Source organism: Luteibacter flocculans, assembly GCF_023612255.1.
Lineage (GTDB): Bacteria > Pseudomonadota > Gammaproteobacteria > Xanthomonadales > Rhodanobacteraceae > Luteibacter > Luteibacter flocculans.
Genome location: NZ_CP063231.1, coordinates 1,213,743 through 1,231,887, shown reverse-complemented (window position 1 = coordinate 1,231,887; position 18,145 = coordinate 1,213,743). Strand labels below are relative to the sequence as shown.

Annotated in this window: 15 protein-coding genes; 3 read left to right on the top strand and 12 right to left on the bottom strand. The window is 65.7% G+C overall.

The features are described 5' to 3' along the window. The first annotated feature begins 76 nt into the window (after nucleotides 1-76). Entirely contained in the window at nucleotides 77-2,668 is a 2,592-nt protein-coding gene (mutS, locus tag IM816_RS05245; protein WP_250340046.1) for a DNA mismatch repair protein MutS, read from the top strand. A gap of 210 nt (nucleotides 2,669-2,878) precedes the next feature. Here mutS and IM816_RS05240 read toward each other — a convergent pair whose 3' ends face one another. From IM816_RS05240 to htpX, 4 genes are all read right to left on the bottom strand, one after another. Then, complete coding sequence (locus IM816_RS05240; protein ID WP_250340045.1) at nucleotides 2,879-3,274, bottom strand: RNA-binding S4 domain-containing protein; 396 nt, start codon at nucleotides 3,272-3,274, stop codon at nucleotides 2,879-2,881. A 38-nt stretch (nucleotides 3,275-3,312) separates the two neighbouring features. Continuing rightward, entirely contained in the window at nucleotides 3,313-4,218 is a 906-nt protein-coding gene (locus tag IM816_RS05235; RefSeq protein WP_250340044.1) for an AEC family transporter, read from the bottom strand. A gap of 125 nt (nucleotides 4,219-4,343) precedes the next feature. Further along, nucleotides 4,344-6,209: a molecular chaperone HtpG gene (htpG, locus tag IM816_RS05230; protein ID WP_250340043.1), complete on the bottom strand. Its 1,866-nt coding sequence runs from the start codon at nucleotides 6,207-6,209 to the stop codon at nucleotides 4,344-4,346. A gap of 78 nt (nucleotides 6,210-6,287) precedes the next feature. Further along, the gene (gene htpX, locus IM816_RS05225) at nucleotides 6,288-7,178 is read right to left on the bottom strand and encodes a protease HtpX (protein WP_250340042.1); all 891 of its coding nucleotides are present in this window, start codon (nucleotides 7,176-7,178) and stop codon (nucleotides 6,288-6,290) included. 201 nt (nucleotides 7,179-7,379) lie between these two features. Between htpX and gluQRS the strand changes: the two genes are divergently transcribed. Then, nucleotides 7,380-8,264: a tRNA glutamyl-Q(34) synthetase GluQRS gene (gene gluQRS, locus IM816_RS05220; protein WP_250340041.1), complete on the top strand. Its 885-nt coding sequence runs from the start codon at nucleotides 7,380-7,382 to the stop codon at nucleotides 8,262-8,264. A gap of 57 nt (nucleotides 8,265-8,321) precedes the next feature. Then, nucleotides 8,322-9,062 carry an acetoacetyl-CoA reductase gene (gene phbB, locus IM816_RS05215; RefSeq protein ID WP_072323211.1) on the top strand — a complete coding sequence of 247 codons (741 nt, stop codon included), beginning with the start codon at nucleotides 8,322-8,324 and terminating at the stop codon, nucleotides 9,060-9,062. 28 nt (nucleotides 9,063-9,090) lie between these two features. On the opposite strand, the gene IM816_RS05210 is transcribed toward phbB, so the two are convergent. The 8 genes from IM816_RS05210 to IM816_RS05170 form a co-directional block, all read right to left on the bottom strand. Beyond that, nucleotides 9,091-10,197: a catalase family protein gene (locus tag IM816_RS05210; protein WP_250340040.1), complete on the bottom strand. Its 1,107-nt coding sequence runs from the start codon at nucleotides 10,195-10,197 to the stop codon at nucleotides 9,091-9,093. A 57-nt stretch (nucleotides 10,198-10,254) separates the two neighbouring features. Then, on the bottom strand, nucleotides 10,255-11,919 hold the full coding sequence (locus IM816_RS05205; protein WP_250340039.1) for a ShlB/FhaC/HecB family hemolysin secretion/activation protein: 1,665 nt from the start codon (nucleotides 11,917-11,919) through the stop codon (nucleotides 10,255-10,257). A 67-nt stretch (nucleotides 11,920-11,986) separates the two neighbouring features. Next, the gene (locus IM816_RS05200; protein ID WP_305884075.1) at nucleotides 11,987-13,498 is read right to left on the bottom strand and encodes a collagen-like triple helix repeat-containing protein; all 1,512 of its coding nucleotides are present in this window, start codon (nucleotides 13,496-13,498) and stop codon (nucleotides 11,987-11,989) included. Between the two features lie 417 nt (nucleotides 13,499-13,915). Beyond that, nucleotides 13,916-14,221 (bottom strand): STAS domain-containing protein, encoded by a 306-nt coding sequence (locus tag IM816_RS05190; protein ID WP_177257411.1) that lies wholly within the window; start codon nucleotides 14,219-14,221, stop codon nucleotides 13,916-13,918. 12 nt (nucleotides 14,222-14,233) lie between these two features. Further along, nucleotides 14,234-15,412 (bottom strand): methyl-accepting chemotaxis protein, encoded by a 1,179-nt coding sequence (locus tag IM816_RS05185; protein WP_072323008.1) that lies wholly within the window; start codon nucleotides 15,410-15,412, stop codon nucleotides 14,234-14,236. A gap of 16 nt (nucleotides 15,413-15,428) precedes the next feature. Beyond that, a complete protein-coding gene (locus IM816_RS05180; protein ID WP_072323007.1) occupies nucleotides 15,429-16,526 on the bottom strand; it encodes a protein-glutamate methylesterase/protein-glutamine glutaminase in 1,098 nt (365 codons plus the stop codon). A gap of 84 nt (nucleotides 16,527-16,610) precedes the next feature. Then, nucleotides 16,611-17,270: a chemoreceptor glutamine deamidase CheD gene (cheD, locus tag IM816_RS05175; protein ID WP_072323006.1), complete on the bottom strand. Its 660-nt coding sequence runs from the start codon at nucleotides 17,268-17,270 to the stop codon at nucleotides 16,611-16,613. Beyond that, nucleotides 17,267-18,142, bottom strand: coding sequence for a CheR family methyltransferase (locus IM816_RS05170; protein WP_250340038.1), 876 nt, complete (start codon nucleotides 18,140-18,142; stop codon nucleotides 17,267-17,269). Before IM816_RS05170 ends, cheD begins: the two co-directional genes overlap by 4 nt. Between the last annotated feature and the right edge of the window lie 3 nt (nucleotides 18,143-18,145).

Genomic DNA, 18,145 nt, shown 5'->3' with positions numbered 1-18,145 from the left:
ATCCGGATTCGACTCGGAGCGCACCTTTCCGCCCGGCGTCTGCGCCGGACATTCGCTAATTTTGCGTAAGGCACTGATGGAACAGCATTCCCCCACCCCTTCCACTGATGTCACAGGCCACACGCCGTTCATGCGCCAGTACCTGGCGGCAAAGGCGGAGCATCCGGACATCCTGTTGTTCTTCCGGATGGGCGACTTCTACGAGCTGTTCTATGACGATGCGCGCAAGGCGGCCCGTCTGCTCGACATTACGCTGACTCAGCGCGGTCAGTCGGCGGGCGCGCCGATCCCCATGGCTGGCGTTCCGTATCACGCGGTAGAGGGCTATCTCGCACGGCTGGTCAAGCTCGGTGAATCGGTGGCCTTGTGCGAGCAGATCGGCGACCCGGCGACCTCGAAGGGCCCCGTAAAGCGCGAAGTGGTGCGCATCGTGACGCCGGGCACCGTCACCGACGCGGCCCTGATGGAAGAACGCCGCGACAACCTGTTGCTCTCCATTGCCGCAGGCCCCAAAGGCTACGGTCTCGCCTGGGTCGATCTGTCCACCGGGCGCTTCCTGCTGACCGAGACACCGACGCCCGAAGGGCTCGCCGCCGAACTGGCGCGCCTGCAACCCGCCGAGACCCTGGTCAGCGAAGACGTCGCCTGGCCGAAGCTGGTGTCCGCCCTGCCCGGCTTGCGCAAACGCCAGCCCTGGCACTTCGACGTCGACGCCGCCACGCGCGAGCTGTGCCGTTTCTTCAAGACGCGCGACCTGCTCGGCTTCGGCGTGGAGGGCATGCCGCTGGCCGTCGCCGCGGCGGGTTGCCTGCTGGGGTACGTCGAAGAAACCCAGAAGAGTGCCTTGCCTCATCTAACCGGGCTTGCGGTGGAGAACGCGGGCGAGACCATCGCGATGGACGCGGCGACGCGGCGCAATCTGGAAATCGACACGCACCAGAGCGGCAACGTCGATAACACCTTGCTCGGCGTACTCGACGAAACGGTGACGCCGATGGGCGCGCGCCTGCTGCGTCGCTGGTTGAACCGCCCGCTGCGAGATCGTCAGATCCTGCGCGGTCGGCACCAGGCCATTGGCAGCCTCATCGATTCGCGTCGGCACCTGACCCTGCGCGAGCGTCTGCGCGGCGTGGGCGATCTCGAACGCATCCTGGCTCGCGTGGCGCTCCGGTCGGCGCGTCCGCGCGATCTTTCCACATTGCGCGACGGTCTTGCTGCAGCCCCAGGCCTGCGCGACGACATCGACGGCCTCGATAGCCCGCTATTGCACAGCCTGGTGGAACGCATCGGCGATCACGCCGACACCGCCGCCCTGCTCACCCGCGCCATCATCGCGCAGCCGCCCGTTCTACTACGCGACGGCGGCGTGTTGGCCGAAGGCTACGACGACGAACTCGACGAGCTGCGCCGCTTGTCCACCAACGCGGACCAGTTCCTGGTGGACATGGAGGAACGCGAGAAAGCTGCCAGCGGCATTCCGACGCTGAAGGTCGGCTACAACCGCGTCCACGGCTACTACATCGAGATCACCAAGGCACAGGCCGACAAGGCGCCGCAGCATTACACGCGCCGGCAGACCACGAAGAACGCCGAGCGTTACATCACCGAAGAACTGAAACAGTTCGAGGACAAGGTGCTCTCCGCGAAGGAGCGCTCGCTGATGCGCGAGCGGGCACTGTACGAACTGTTGCTGGACCGCCTGATCGAACATCTGCCGGCGCTGAAGATCGCCGCTGCCGCCATGGCCGAGCTGGACGTGCTGGCGAATCTCGCCGACCGTGCAGAAGCGCTGGACTGGTCGGCACCGGTACTCACCGACGTGCCTGGCATCAGCATCGAACGCGGTCGCCATCCGGTCGTGGAGAAGGTGCGCGACGAGCCGTTCGAGCCGAACGATCTGATGCTCGACAAGCGTCGGCGCATGTTGGTCATCACCGGCCCGAACATGGGCGGTAAGTCCACCTACATGCGCCAGAACGCGCTCATCGTCCTGCTCGCTCACGTCGGCAGTTACGTGCCGGCGTCGGCGGCGACGATCGGGCCTATCGATCGCATCTTCACGCGCATCGGCGCGGGCGACGATCTGTCGCGCGGCCAGTCCACCTTCATGGTGGAGATGAGCGAGACCGCCAACATCCTGCATAACGCCACGGATTCCAGCCTCGTGCTGATGGACGAGGTGGGTCGCGGTACCAGTACCTACGACGGCCTGTCGCTGGCACGCGCCGCCGCGGTGCATCTAGCAGCCACCAGCTGCGCATTCACCCTCTTCGCCACGCATTACTTCGAACTGACGGAGCTGGCCGCCGAGTATCCGACCATCGCCAACGTGCACCTGGATGCGGTGGAATACGGCGAACAACTGGTCTTCATGCACACGGTGAAGGATGGCCCGGCCAACCGCAGCTTCGGTTTGCAGGTGGCCGCCCTGGCAGGCCTGCCCAAGAGCGTGATTGCCGACGCCCGGCGTTATCTCTCGGCGCTGGAGCAAGGCCATGAGGTGACGGCGGCCGTGGCAGCGCCACCCACGCCAACCCCGCAGATGGGCCTGTTCGCGCCTCCGCTGCCCTCACCGGTCGAAGAAGCATTACGAGCCATCGACCCGGACGACCTCAGCCCGCGCGACGCGCTGGAGCAACTCTACAAGCTGCAAAAGATGCTGCGCTGAACGATTGGGTGCCGCTATCGGACCGATTGGAACAAACGAATTCACCGCGGCGAGTCGCCTGCCTATAGTGCATCCGCATGGGCGGTGAACACCGACACCGCTCATGCTTTCCACGGTGTCTTACGACTCTCCATCTTCCGGCACCGTGGCGTCCCCCACCCCTCCCGAGTCAGCAGCCCGGGCAGGGATTCGGGGGGCGGTTTTGCGCGTTCAGAGGGTCTTCTTGAGGTCCTGGATCAGGCGCCGATCGCGCTTGCCGGGTCGGGCATCGGGACGCAGCAAGGCACCGCCGGTAAGGCGACGATCTTCGATCCGGCGTTGGCGCTCAGCGGCACTCGCCTCCGTTTCCGCGTAGAGCTTCTGCGCCTCCGAGGCGGGGCCACGTTTCTCGGAAAGGGCCACCACCACGCACGTCAGCCGCTCCTCTCCGCGGGTCACCTTGAAGGTGTCACCGACGTGCACGACCTTGGCCGGTTTGCACGCGGCATCGTTGAGTTCGATCTTGCCACCGTCGATCGCCTGCTTCGCCAGGCTGCGGGTCTTGAAGAAGCGGGCGGCCCATAGCCACACGTCGGCGCGCACGCCCTGAGTCGTGAGATCGGTCATGGGAAGGAGGATGTGGCCGTGTCGCGGGAATCCAAGCGTCAGCCCGCCGGCAGGAACAGGTTGCCCACGGGAATCGTCACGAGCGAGACCAGGATGCCGGCGCCGAGCACGGTGTTTGCCAGGCGTGGTTCAAGGCCGTACTGATCGGCAAGGATCGCCGCCGAGATCATCGGCGCCATCGCCGCCTGCAGCACGCCGACCGTCAACGGCAGACCGCCCACGCCCGCCGCCAGTCCCAGACCGAGCACCGCCAGCGGCGCGAGCAGCAGCTTCCAACCCAGGCCCGCGGCGAGCGCACCGACTTGCTCCCGCCGCAGATGCAGGCGGAACTGCAGGCCCACCGAAAACAACGCGAGTGGCGTCAGCGTCTGGCCGATCTGCATCAGCACTTTCTCCACCGACTCTGGCCATCCGCCAAACAGTCCGACCATCGCGCCAGCAAGCAGCGCGAGAAAAGCCGGGAACGTGAGCACGCGACGCGCAATGGTGGCGGCGTTGGCGCTCCTGCCCGAGTACATCGACGCCACCACGATCCCGGCCGCGGCGAGCAGCGGGAAGCAACCCAACTGATCGGCGATGACGGCGAGCGACAAGCCCGGCTTACCGTGCAAGGCCTCCATCATGGGGTAACCGATGAACGAGGTATTACCCAGCCCGCAGACCAGGGTGAGGCAGCCCACTCGATGACGCGACCAGCCCAGCCATTGCCCGAGCGTGGCGAACAGAGCCCAGGCGCCGAAGAACGTCAGATGCATCGCCGCGACGGGAAACCATAGCCGCGCATCCACCGTCACGTGTGGCACGAGTGCCAGCACCAGCGCGGGAAGCGCGATGTTCAGCACCCACCAGTTGATGCCGGGAACGATGCCCTCGGGCAGCGACGCGTAGCGACGGGAAAGGATGCCGAGGGCGAGACAGACGAAAAGAATGAGCAGTGCGGACATGACGCGGAACGATAGCAGAGCCCGTACCCGCGTCAGCGTGGCTGGCGCTCATGACCTCGCCATGAGGCCTCGAAGAAGCCCGCGCGCGATGACCGACTCATCGCGCGCGGCTTGGCGCGGGAGGATCAGCCCAGCAGCACGCGGTTCATGCGCTGCACGAAGGCGGCCGGGTCGGGCAACTGCGCACCCGCCGTGATCTCCGCCTGTTCCAGCAGCAGGCCAGCAAGATCGCTCGCCTTCGCGTCATCGGTCTCGGCGGCCAGCCGCTTGACCAACGCGTGCTCAGGATTCAACTCAAGCACCGGCTTGCTGTCCGGCACGTCCTGTCCCGCCTCGCGCAGCAGGCGGGCGAGATGCGGTGCAAGGTCGAAGTCCGCCAGCGCAAGGCACGACGGGGAATCGGTCAGTCGCGCCGATACCCGCACGTCGCTCACGCGGTCGCCGAGCAGGCTCTTGGTCCGTTCCAGCAGCGGCGCCGCGGCGGCCGTCGCGGCTTCCTGCTTCGCCTTGTCCGCCTCGTCGAGCGGGAACTCACCCTTGGCGACGTTACGCAGGCGCTTGCCACCGTACTCGGTGAGATAGCCGAGCATCCATTCGTCGACGCGGTCGGACATCAGCAGCACCTCGATGTCCTTCGCCTTCAACGCTTCGAGCTGCGGGCTGCCCGCGGCCGCAGCGTAGCTGTCCGCGGTGACGTACCAGATCGTGTCCTGACCCACGGCCATACGGCCGATGTAGTCGTCGAAGGACACGGTCTTGTTGGCGCCATCGCCCTTGGTGGAGGCAAAGCGCAGCAGCTTGGCGATGCGCTCGCGGTTGGCGGTGTCTTCGACGATGCCTTCCTTCAACGTATTGCCGAAACCCGCCAGGAAGGTGGCGAACTTTTCGGGCTCGTCGCGCGCAACGCGTTCCAGCAGATCCAGCACGCCCTTCACGCAGCGCGCCTTGATCTGCTCGAGCTGGCGATTCTGCTGCAGAATTTCGCGGCTGACGTTGAGCGGCAGGTCGTCGGCGTCGACCACGCCGCGCACGAAGCGCAGGTAGTTAGGCAGCAGTTCTTCCGCGGCGTCCATGATGAAGACGCGCTTGATGTAGAGCTTCAGTCCCTTCCGCTCGTCGCGGCCGCCCATCATCAGATCGAACGGCGGTTGCGACGGCACGTAGAGCAGCGTCGTGAAGCTTTGGCTGCCTTCGACGCGGTTGTGCGTCCAGGCGAGCGCATCGTTGAAGTCGTGGCCCAGCGCCTTGTAGAAGTTCTGGTATTCCTCGTCGGTGATCTCGCTCTTCGGCCGCGACCACAGCGCCGAAGCGGAGTTGATCGTGGTCCATTCGGTCGGATCGGGCTTGCCGTCCTTCTCGGCCGGCATGCGGATGGGGAACGCCACGTGGTCGGAGTACTTCGTGATGGCGCTGCGCAGCGCCCACGCCTTGAGGAACTCGTCCTCGTCCGCCTTGAGGTGCAACACCACGGTCGTGCCGCGCTCGGTGACGTTGGTGTCTTCGAGGGAGTACTCACCCTTGCCGTCGCTTTCCCAGCGCACGCCCGCAGTGGCGGGCTGGCCGGCGCGGCGGGTGATGACCGTGACCTTGTCTGCCACGACGAAGGCGGAATAGAAGCCCACGCCGAACTGGCCGATCAGGCGTGCATCCGCCTTCTGTTCGCCCGAAAGCGCTTCCAGATAGCGGCGAGTGCCGGAGCTGGCGATGGTACCGATGTTGGCCACGACCTCGTCGCGGCTCATGCCGATGCCGTTGTCGCGAACGCTGATCGTACGCGCCTCCGGATCCCAGCTCACTTGGATGCGCAGATCGGCATCGCCGTCGGTGAGGCTGGGGTCGGCCAGCGCTTCGAAACGCAGCTTGTCGCAGGCGTCGGAGGCGTTGGAAATGAGCTCGCGGAGGAAGATTTCCTTGTGCGAGTAGAGGGAATGGGTCACCAGGTGCAGGACCTGGGCGACCTCGGCTTCGAACTTTCGGGTTTCCTGGCTCACGGTGCCGTTCCTTCAGGTTGGGACAGGCACCGGATTATGGGGGCGGCGTCAAGGGGAAAAAAGGCGCCGCCCCCGGTTTCAGCGGGCCCCCTGGAGGGCGGCAATGCGCTCTTCGATCGGCGGATGGCTCATGAACAGGCGCTTCACGCCGGTCGCCAGATGGCCGGAGATACCGAACGCCTGGATAGTCTGCGGGAGCGTGTTGTCGCCGTGGTTGGCCGACAGGCGCTGCAGGGCGGAAATCATCGAGGCCCGGCCGGCAAGCTGGGCGCCCGCCGCGTCCGCACGGAATTCGCGCCAGCGGGAGAACCACATCACGATCAGCGAGGCGAACAGGCCGAATACGACCTGCAGGATCATCACGACCACGAAGTAGCCGATGCCGCCTTCCCCGTCGCGCTCGCGGCCGCCGCTCATCCAGCTATCCACCACCCGACCCACGATGCGGGCCAGCACGATCACCAGCGTATTGAGCACGCCCTGGATGAGGGTGAGGGTCACCATGTCGCCATTGGCGACGTGACCGATTTCATGTCCCAGAACCGCCGAAACCTGCTCCCGGTCCATCTGCTGGAGCAGACCGGTACTGACCGCCACGAGCGCGTTGTTGCGCGACATACCCGTGGCGAAGGCATTCATTTCCGGCGCGTCGTAGACCGCCACCTCGGGCATGCCGATACCGGCCTTTTCCGCATGGCGGCGCACGGTGTCGAGCAGCCAGCGCTCGGACTCGTTACGCGGCTCGGTGATGACCTTGGCACCGGTGGACATCTTCGCGGTCCACTTGGAAATGGCCAGCGAAATGAAGGCACCGCCCATGCCGAACACGGAGGCGAAGACGATCAGGCCACCGAGGCCCATGCCGCGTTGCGCTGCCCACTGGTCGATACCCAGCACGCGGCACACGCAGGTCAACAGGACGATGACCGCAAGGTTGGTGGCAACGAACAAGGCAATGCGTTTGAACATGGTCGATTCTCTCTGTCATACCGGCCGGCATCGGAGTGCCGCCGTGCTGCAAGTTTTCGGGGCGAAGGCTGAACGATTCAATGGCAACCGCCGACACCCGGGGCGGAACGCTTGGCGCGCGCGGCTCTGCTGGCATGGCCTTCGCCTACACTGACAAGCTCACACGTCAGACTGATTGAGAAACCTCTCAAACCACGCCTCATGGTCTCTACGCCACGCTACCGAGGACGATTCGCGCCCTCCCCAACCGGTGCCCTGCACTTCGGCTCGCTGGTCGCCGCGCTGGGTAGCTGGCTGGCGGCGCGCCACGCTGGTGGGGAGTGGCTGGTGCGCATCGAAGACATCGATCCTCCGCGCGAGGTTCCCGGTTCGGCGGCATCGATCCTCGCCACGCTCGATGCCTTCGGCCTGTCGCCGGATCGACCGCCGGTCTACCAGTCGACACGTCAGCCCCTGTATGAAACCGCCTTCGCGCAGCTGCGCGACGCCGACCAGGTCTTCCCCTGCTGGTGCAGCCGCACCGAACTGGCGGCGCACGGAGGGCTGCACCGCGACGGCCACTGCGTGGCGCCGCCCGACCCGACGCGTCCGCCCGCCTGGCGCCTGCGTACACCCGACCTCACGGTGCGCTGGGAGGACGACCTCCAAGGCCCCCAGTCCGAGAATCTCCGAGACGTAGCGGGGGATTTCGTAATCCGCCGGGTCGAAGGCCTCTGGGCGTATCAGTTGGCCTGCGTGGTGGACGACGCCGAGCAAGGCATCAGCCACGTCGTTCGCGGCGCGGACCTGCTCGATTCCACGGCCCGGCAAATCCATCTCCAGCACCTACTCGGGCTTCCCACGCCCGGCTATCTGCATCTACCGCTGGTCCTGGACGCCGAGGGGCGAAAGCTCTCCAAGTCCGCCGCCGCCCTGCCCGTGGACGCTGCCGATCCGATGCCCGCCTTGCGCCTTGCACTCGACCGCTTGGGGCTCGCTGTGCCGTCCCGCGGAGGCACGCCCGCCGCCTTGCTGGATGAGGCGCTGCGGGGATTCGCCCCTGCGGCGCTTCGCCGCAGTAGTCTTGGCGCCAGCCCGACGTTATAAGAATCGTTTGCCCGGCGCCCGGGCCCCTATCGGAAGCTGGTGAGGATGAAGCAAGGCATGACGCAACGCACGGCACTGGTGACCGGTGGCACCGGCGGCATCGGTACGGCGATCGTCCGCTACCTCGCCCGCCAGGGTCACCGTGTGGCGACCAATTACCGCGACGATGCGCGGGCAGCCGCCTGGCGCGAGGACATGATCCGTGACGGCATCGACGTCGTGATGGTCCCCGGCGACGTCGCGGACCCGGTCTCGGCCGAAGCCATGATCCGCAGCGTCGAGGAACTGGCCGGCCCGATCGAGATCCTCATCAACAACGCCGGCATCACCCGCGATACCACGTTCCACAAGATGGACTACCAGCAGTGGATCGAGGTGGTGAACACCAACCTCAATGCCTGCTTCAATGTCACCCGCCCGGTGATCGAAGGCATGCGCTCGCGGCAGTGGGGCCGCATCGTGCAGATCAGCTCGATCAACGGGCAGAAGGGCCAGTACGGTCAGGCCAACTACGCGGCAAGCAAGGCCGGCGTCCATGGCTTCACGATTTCGCTCGCGCAGGAAAACGCGCGCTTCGGCATCACCGTGAACACGGTGTCGCCCGGCTATGTCGGCACCGATCTGGTGATGGCCGTGCCCGAAGATGTCCGCGCGAAGATCGTCGCGCAGATTCCGGTCGGTCGCCTCGGTCGCCCCGAGGAAATCGCCCATGCCGTCGCCTTCCTCACCGCCGAGGAATCCAGCTGGATCACAGGCTCCAACCTGGCGATCAATGGCGGCCACTACATGGGCTGGTAATCAGCCGGCTCCGCCTGAGCGATACCGGCTACAGGCCAAGCTCCAACATCGACCGCGGCTCGCGGATGTCCACACCATTGTGGTGCGCGCGAAACTTCGCCATCACCTTGTACACAACCCGACGTGCGCGCATCACCGAACCTAGCGGGCGATGCGCGGCGACGCCGTGCCACGGACTGAAGGCGAGGCCATCCTCGATCGCTTCACGCCGCGTCGCATTCCATGCCGGTTGCGGCGGCACCACGATGCGTGCCACGTCGATGTACGGGCTTTTCTCTTCGGGCCATGCCACTGAGGCATCCTCGATGGGCATGCTCTCGGGATCGGTACAGAACTGCACGCGTACGTCCCATTCACCGCCCTGCATCGCGAAGTGCTCGACCATCGCCTCGCGCAGACCGTTCGGCTTGCCGTTGACGTTGAGTTCGGCATCCGTCAACGCGGTGAGGTTCGGCGAATGCGGCGCAATGGAAAACTTCACCACGTAATCGCCGAAGCGCAGCGGCACCTGCGAGTAATACGTGTCGCCGAGCGGATGCGTCTCGGGCTGACCACCGAGGCTCAACAACGTGGTGCTCTTTCCACCGAGTGCCTCGATCACCCGCTCCGTACCACGCAATACAGCGGACAAAGCCTTCTTCGCGCCCTCGGCGCGGTCCGTCGTCGCCGCCACCAGCTTGAGCGACGCCGCAAATCGTTTCGCATTTGGGGCAGCGAATACCGGGCCGTTCACCAGTACGAAGTCCTGGGTCACGTCACCTTCGCTGCCGGGCAGACGCTCGCCTTCCACACCAATGATCTTGACCGCCATGCCGCGCGGTGTGGACACAGAGTCATCCAAAAGGTCACCCGGCACGGTCGACAGGCGCATGACCAGCGGGTAGCGTCCCGCCCTGCCGAAGATGCCCTGGGCAAGCTCACGTGGAAGATCATCGGGAACGATGAGTTCGCCTGTCAGCAACGCGTGGCTCTTTGCATGCACGGACCGATGCGCGTGCTTCTCGTGCGCGAGCGTCGTCTCGTTGATTCGCGTCAACGTTTCGATCAACTGCTCTACCGTCTCGGCTTCGTCCGCCTCCACGCGCTCAAGGGATTGGTCGAAGCGTATGGGTGGGGGAACCAGCGACAGGGGCATGACAAGACTCGATACGTGCGGACGCACGATCTTGCCGCCGAACTTGTGAAGACCCGGTCACATGAGCTTGTAGCTGAACGTGAGATTCCACCGCATGTCTCGATCCTTGCTTTCGGGCGGTTTGTCGCCCGTCGGCCAGGCGAGAGCGAAGTCGATCGCATAGTGCTTGTTGTCGGAGGCACGCACGCCAACAGCGGCGGAATCGAGCCGATCGATAAGCGGCCGGGCTCCGTTGAGATAGACGCGTGCTGCCTGGTAGGCAACGTAAGGCGTGACCGAAGCGATCCATTTAGCCCCCGGTGAGAACGCCCGATTCAGTTCCGCCGACGCCGCCCAGCCACTGTCGCCTGCCGCGTCGCCGGGGTCATAGGCGAGCGCGAAATTCTGCCCGCCAAAGTTGATCTGCTCGGTCGACGGCAAGGCATCGTGGCTGTATTGGCCAGTGGCTCGCATGACCGTTCCGAACTTGTGCGCCCACTGCTGCGACCACATGGCGTTCGCGGTGTAGCGTGTGAATGCCACGTCCGGCATCGCGATGCCGAGTACCCCGAGATTGCTTACGGCACGCGAGTAAGCGCCCATGCCATCGAAGCCGTGCGCCACGGCAAAGGCGAACTGAAGCGTGCGCGCCTTCTCCACGCTCAGCGACGAGAGCTCGGCGTTGAGCACGCGCACGCTGGATTGCAACGCGATCATCGCGCCGGTATCGACGTTCCTGTAGCGGTCGTCCTGGCGGGATGCATAGACGCCCATCGACAGGTTGACGCGGCGTTGGTTGGCAAGCACCAGCGGATAGGTCGCGGTCAATGCGAGGCGGTCCTGTGTCAGCCGATGATCGAGGTACGACGGCAACGGGTCGTCCGTATCCGGTCGCCCCCAGTAGCGGCTGGCGTCCACCTTGCCCTGCCAACCCCGCGACCCGATCGGTTGCACGTACGCCGCGGAGTAAAGGCGCTGACCACCGCCATTGGGGTACAGCGTGGAAACGCTCAACTGTTCGCCCAACGGCGTGGCGCCGTTTTCGATCAGCGACATCACGCCCTGCGTTCCCGGGTGGTTGAAATCGAGGCCGTAACTCATGTCGTAACGCTGCCGCGAGACGTCGAGTTCCAACCGGGTGGCGCCGTCCGTCGTCGTGGGCGGAGGTACGTTCGCCGCCACCTTCAGGCCGGGCAGTTGCCCCAGCAATTGGGTGTAGCGTTCGAACGTGTCCTGTCGTAACGGACGTTCGCCAACGATGTGAGCTGCCATCGCCTTGATGCGCGGCTCGAGGTTTCCGGCATCGCCGCGGATCGCCACGTCAGCGACATAGCCTTCCACCACCTGGATCGTCACGACACCGCCCGCCAGCGTCTGGTTGGGCACGAACGCGAACGACAGTGCGTAACCGCGCCCCTTGTAAAGCGCCGTCACACGGTCGGACGCCGCCACGAGATCGCGCACGGTGCAGTCCTTTCCGCGCATGGGCGCAAAGATCGCCGCGACATCCGCAAAGGGGATGGACTTTACGCCGACGACGTCGAAGCGCGATGGCGTGAGGTGCGTGGCAAGCAAGGCTTCCAGTGCCGGGTTCGGCGCCTGCACGCTCACCTTCACCGACGGTGCCTGCTTAGGCGTTTCGGTGCGTGGGAGGGTTTGCAATGGGTTAGCTGGCGCGCGAACCTGCGCCTGGGTGGAACACACGACGGTCATGCCCAGGAGGCAACCGAGCCATCGATTCATGAACACTCCTTGGGTGGCACGGATCTCGCGGGGGCGACGCACATGCGCCGCCCCCGCCCATCACGACTTAGCGGCGCGAACCTAGCAGCCCCTTGAGCGGCCGGTTGTCTGCCTCTGCCGTACCGCCCGTGACGCCACCCACGAGCCCGCCGACGACGCCGCCCACCGTGTTGGTCACGCCTGCGACGACACCACCCACGCTCGCGCCGGCACCACTGCCGGTGCCACCCGTCCCGGTAGCGCCGGCCACGCCGTTGACCACGGTGCTTACCGTACCGGTCACGCCCGAGAGTGCACCGCCCGAGCCGACGGCCGCTGTTGCGCCGTTACCGATACCGCTAACCGTGTTCCCGACCGCTGACGTCAGCGGCGAGAGCGGGGCCAGCGGGCCTGAAGCCGCCGCCGTCACCGTGCTGCCGAGCGCCGACACCGTGGTCGTCGCGCCCGAGAGCGTGGTCCCGACGGTATCTCCCGCACCCGGGGCAGCCGTGCCGAGACCGCTGTGCAACCCCGTGCTCAGCGGCGCAAGCGCATTGCCTGCGTTCTGCACCGTGGTACCGAGCGATGCGGTCAGGTCGCCTCCTGCTCCCGGTATCGGCGCGTTGGCGATATTTGCACCCAGTCCAGCGACGGCCCCACTGCCTCCACCCACGAGACCACCCGCGGCGTTGCCCACCGCAGCCACGAGGTTGCCGGACGCGATCGGCGAGGCACTGTCACCGAGCACCCCGGCCAAGGGCGAAACGACGTCACTGACGGCTTGGGTCAGGCTGTGGGCCGTCGACGATTCCAGTGCACCGTCCAGGCGCGTGCCGACCTGTTCCACGCCGGTTCCGACAAGCGCTACCGTGGTGCCGACGGCGGCGGTGATCGGTGTGATCGGCGTTCCGGCACCAACGGTACTGACGCCGCCGCCAAGATCGTTCACCGCGCCGCCCACCTGCGTTACGACGTTGCCGAGGCTATCCGTGGTCGTGCCTACCGGATTGGCGATGTTGCCCGTCTGCCCGAGTCCATCGCTGATGCCGTTGCCCAGCGTCGTGATCGCGTTGCCCAGGCCATCGACCGCGCTGCCCGTCCCTTCGGCGAGACCGCTCGTGCCACCGAGCACGGTGGTCGCCGGCAACTGTGCACCGACGCCGGACACCGTACCGCCGACAGCGGCGATGATGTTCCCGGCGCCTGTTGCCACGGCGCCGACAGCGTTGCTCGGCGCGGCCGTACCGCCACCGGTACCACCACCAGTGCCGCCATCGCCGCCCGTGCCACCGCCGCCCGTCCCGCCAGTACCGCCACCGGTGCCGCCAGTACCGCCACCGGTGCCGCCTGTGCCAGTGCCTGAGCCGCCTGTGCCACCCGATCCGGTGCCCGTCCCACCCGTACTGCCTCCGCCGCCGTCGCCACTACCACCACCGCCGCCCGTGTCTCCGGCGCCGCCTGGCTGGACCGTGCCGCCCGAACTGCCACCCGAACGGGTTGACCCGTGGCCGCTGCACGCGGTGACCGAGATGGCCGCCGCAGCGATGCACGTTGCCAGCAACGTACGAGTAAGGACGCTTCCGAACTGCTGTTCGCTCATGATGAACACTCCTCCGACGATGCCCCGAAGGGCAAAGCCCCCTGCCAAGGGAGCCGAACGGCTGGATGTGACGTCGGTCACATCCACGGTGTCATGAGACGCGACACTGCCGTTTCGTGTTAGGCAAAAGCGGCAAGTTGAATCATGAGATGCCTGTGATTTCGGCCAATTGTCGAAGCCATGTGACGCCCACGGCGAGATCGCATGAAAGATTCAACCTGTGCCCGATGCGGTTGTAGGCGCCGCCATGGCGGCGAGGTGGGCTCAACGGTGGGAGCCATCCTGATGGCGAAAAACCAACGAAGCGGTGTAGCGGTGAGGCTGATCCCGTCGCCACCAGGTGGCTCCCACCACCACAAAAAAACGCCCCGATCACTCGGGGCGTTTCCGTGAAACCTTGGCGGTCGAAATGCCGTTTCAGTGCACGGTGAAAAGCTTATCGAAGCCTGCGATGCGCAGCGTGTTGCGAAGGTCCGCGCTCGCGTTGACGATGCGGATCTCGGCGCGGTCGCCGCCCGCGTGTTCGCGGAGCAGCATGAGCATGCCGAGCGCCGAGCTGTCCATGCCGGTGACCTGCTCCAGGTCGAGCACATAGCTGCGTACCGGCGCGATGTCGCCCAGGCAGGCATCGTGGAAAGCGCGGTGGATAGAGAAATCGAAACGCTCGCCCAGGTGGAGGGTGAGGCAGCCCTGTTCGGAATCGTGGTGGACGTTGATGGCCATGAGAGCTTTCCTTTAGAACAGGTCGATGTCGCCAGCAGCCATCGACTGCTGCAAGGCGGGGCCACGCGCACGGAGCCGGGCGCGCTCGCGCTGCTCGGCAAGGCGGGAGCGGACGCGCTGGGCACGCGCACCGAGATCGGCGGCGTCGGCGGGCACGCAAGCCAGTTCCTCGATATCGCGCGTGCAGTCGGCGGTGATCTCCTGCAGTTCCACCAGGCGCGAACGGGTTTGATGTAGCAACTGGCTCAGGATGTCCTCGAACTGCAGCGAACGGATCGTGGTCGAGACGTCGTTGCCCAGACCGCGGTTGATGGAGGCCGCTTCGTCCGCCGCCGCGCTGGTGCGCGCATTGGACTCGGTGATGGTGGCCATCATCTCGTCGATGCCGCCCTTGGCCGACAGCGCCACGTTCATGTCCTGCGACGCCATGTTGCCGACCAGCTCGCGGAGTTGCTCCATGGCCGTGCGCGAACGCTCGACGTGGGTACCGATCTTCTCGTTGAACTGGTTGCTGTGCTGCGCAAGGTTGCGGATCTCGCCGGCCACCACCGCGAAGCCACGACCGGACTCGCCTGCACGGGCCGCTTCGATGGCTGCGTTCAGCGCCAGGAGGTTGGTTTCTTCAGCGATGGTGTTCACGTTCTTCAGCAGCGCGAACACGGCGTCCATTTCCTTCGCCATGCCATCGATGCGGTAGACAATGCGGAGGCTTTCACGCGAGAGCTGCACAATCAGGCCGACGAAGTGTTCGAGCAGGCCAGCGGTACGGTCGGCGAAGTCCTGCACCGAAATGCCCTTGCCGCCACCCTCGATGATTTCGCTGAGCAGCTTCTGCTGCTTGCCGGTCTTGTGCGACAGGCCGTTGAAGCCGCCGCCCAATTCCGCGACGGCGTCGCGCAACAGATCAAGTGCCTGGTTGAGTTCACGGCTCGCGTGACCCAGTTCATCGACAATCGCGCTGCGCACGTCTTCCATCGCTTCGCGCACCGACGCTTCGTCGCTGGACGTGGAATTGAGCACCACTTCCACCGCCGGCAACGGCGCGGGAATCAGGCTGATCGCGATCCAGGTCGCCGTCAGCAGGGCCACCACGACCGGGGCAACCCAGGGCGAGTGGAACACCAGCACCAGCACGAGCGCCACGGCGCTGGCGGCGAAGCCGATGGTTCGTTCGTTTTTTGGTATCTGCATGATGACGTCTCGGTGATCAGGTGCCGACGCGGGCGGCGGCGGACACGGGGGTTTGGGCAAGCGCGAGAAGGCGCGCGGCAATGGCGTCCAGCGGCAACATCTCGCTCGCGGCACCGGCCTTCCAGGCGGCGCCGGGCATGCCCCACACCACGGAACTGGCTTCGTCCTGGACGAGGGTCGGCGCGCCGATCTCTTTCAGCTCACCGAGGCCGCGCGCGCCATCGTCGCCCATGCCGGTCAGCAGGCAGGCGATGGTGGCGGCGCCGACACTGGCGGCCATGGAGCGGAACAGCACGTCCACGGCCGGCTTGTGCCGGTTCACGGGCGGGCCGTCATGGAGACGGCACACGTGACGCGCACCGTCCCACATCACCAGCAGATGCTGGCTGCCGGGGGCGATGTACGCGTGGCCGGGCTGAATGGGCTGGCCGTCGCGTGCTTCGCAGACGCGCATCGCGGAGCAGGTGTCCATGCGTGCCGCGAACGGGCCACTGAAGGCGGCGGGAATGTGCTGGGTGATGACGATCGGCGGTGCGGTCGGCGGCATGGCCTCCAGCACGACACGGATGGCCTCGGTACCGCCGGTGGATGCACCGATCGCGATGATGCGCGTACCACCGCGACTGCCTGCGGTCTGAGCACGCGGCAACACGGCGTCGGCCGAAAGGCGCGGCGCCACGTCCAGCTTGGCAACGGAGCTGCGCTCGCGCGGCTTCGCACCGGCGGCCAGGCGCACCTTCGCGCAGATCTCCGGCGCGTGCTCCATGAACGTGTTGGCGAGGTCGGCCGACGGCTTGGTGAAGAAATCGACCGCACCGAGTTCCAGCGCGCGCAGCGTGACGTCGGCGCCGCGCTCGGTGAGCGTGGACACCATCACCACCGGCATCGGGCGCAGGCGCATCAGGTTTTCTAGGAAGGTGAGACCGTCCATGCGCGGCATCTCGACGTCCAGCGTGAGCACGTCGGGATTGAGCTGCTTGATCTTCTCCCGCGCGATCAGCGGGTCCGCGGCCGTGCCCACCACCTCGATGCCCGGATCGGACTCGAGCATGGTCGACAGCACCTTACGCACCAGGGCCGAATCGTCGACGATGAGAACGCGTACTTTCTGCATGGGTTCTAGCAACTCGGTGGAAGGACGGTCACGTCGGCGAACCGACAGGATGACAATGACAAGGTGGTCTGCCGACGCGACGCGTCAAAACAGTTCCACCTCTCCCGTTATCGGATCGTCAGCCAATCGCTTGAGGTATCGCTTCTCGCGATCGGCCAGACTGTGGTCGTGCATGGAGCGAAGCTGGCGCACGCGCACCTTGCCGCTCACCGGAAAAAACTGGACCTGGCGCGGGTAGATGTCGCCCACGTCGGCCGCGCAGAGCTTCAGCTTTTCCGTGGCGATGTAGCGCTGCACGAAAGCGATGTTGCGCTGGCCGATGTCCGTCATGGTGGCGAGCACACGCCCGCCGCCGAAGATCTTTACCTCGAGGTCGTCGCGCTTGCCGCCGGCCTTGAGGATCGCGTTGATCAATTGCTCCATGGCGTCGTTGCCGTAGCGTGCGGCACGACCCACGGTGGAACTCCAGCCGTCCCGCTCGCCTGCCGGCTCGGGCAGCATGAAGTGATTCATGCCACCGATGCGGCGGCGCGCATCGCGCACGCAGGCAGAGACACACGAGCCCAGCACGGTGGAGATCATTTCCTCCTGCACGCTGACGTAGTACTCGCCCGGCAGGATCTTGACCGTGACCACTTCCTGCGCCGGATCCCAGAAACGGCGCACGTGTTCGAAGCCCGGCAGCACGCTCTTCGGATCGAATCCGGCGAAGGTACGAGGCTGAATCGCGTACGCATCGCTCATGTGCGTTTCCGGTAGACGGTGCGGCCGATGAGGTCGAAGTCGTCGGACAGGCCGTACATCGACTCCGAATGCCCGAGGAACAGGTAACCGCGACTTTCCAGCATGCCCGCATAGCGCGAGAACAGACGCTGTTTGGTGGGCTTGTCGAAATAGATAACGACGTTGCGGCAGAAGATCGCATCGAAGCGACCCTGCATCGGCCACTCGTGCAGAAGGTTCAGCGGCTGGATGGTGACCAGCTCGCGCAGACGTGGATGCACCTGCGCATACCCGTCGAACGAGCCTTCGCCACGCAGGAACCAGCGCTTGCGACGCGCATCGCTCACACCGCCGAGGCGATCCACCGGATAGACGCCCTTGCGCGCGGCTTCCAGTGCCTGCGGCGACAGATCGGTGGCGAGGATCTTCGCATCCACGCTGCTGCCTGTTCGCTCGATCGCTTCGGCGAGCACCATCGCGATGGCGTACGGTTCCTCGCCCGTGGAGCAACCGGCGGACCAGATGCGCAGCCGGCCACCGCCGCGCTTCTCTTCGAGCCAACGCGGCAGCAGTTCGTCCACGAGCATGTCGTAGTGATGCATCTCGCGGAAGAACGAGGTGACGTTCGTGCTGATGCAGCTCGCCAACTCGCCCAGCTCCGATGCCGGATCGCGGCGCAGGAGGTCGCAGTACGCGCCGAAACCGGGAAGACCCAGCGCGCGCAGGCGGCGTAGCAGACGCCCCTGGACCAATTGCCGCTTGTGATCGCCGAGCGCGATGCCGCAGTGTTGCAGTACGAATTCACGAAGGAAGGCGAACTCGGCTTCGCCGAGGTTAGGCCCTCCGGCGCCCGCCATTCCGGCGGCTTCGCCGTGGTTGACGAGCGCATTCATCGA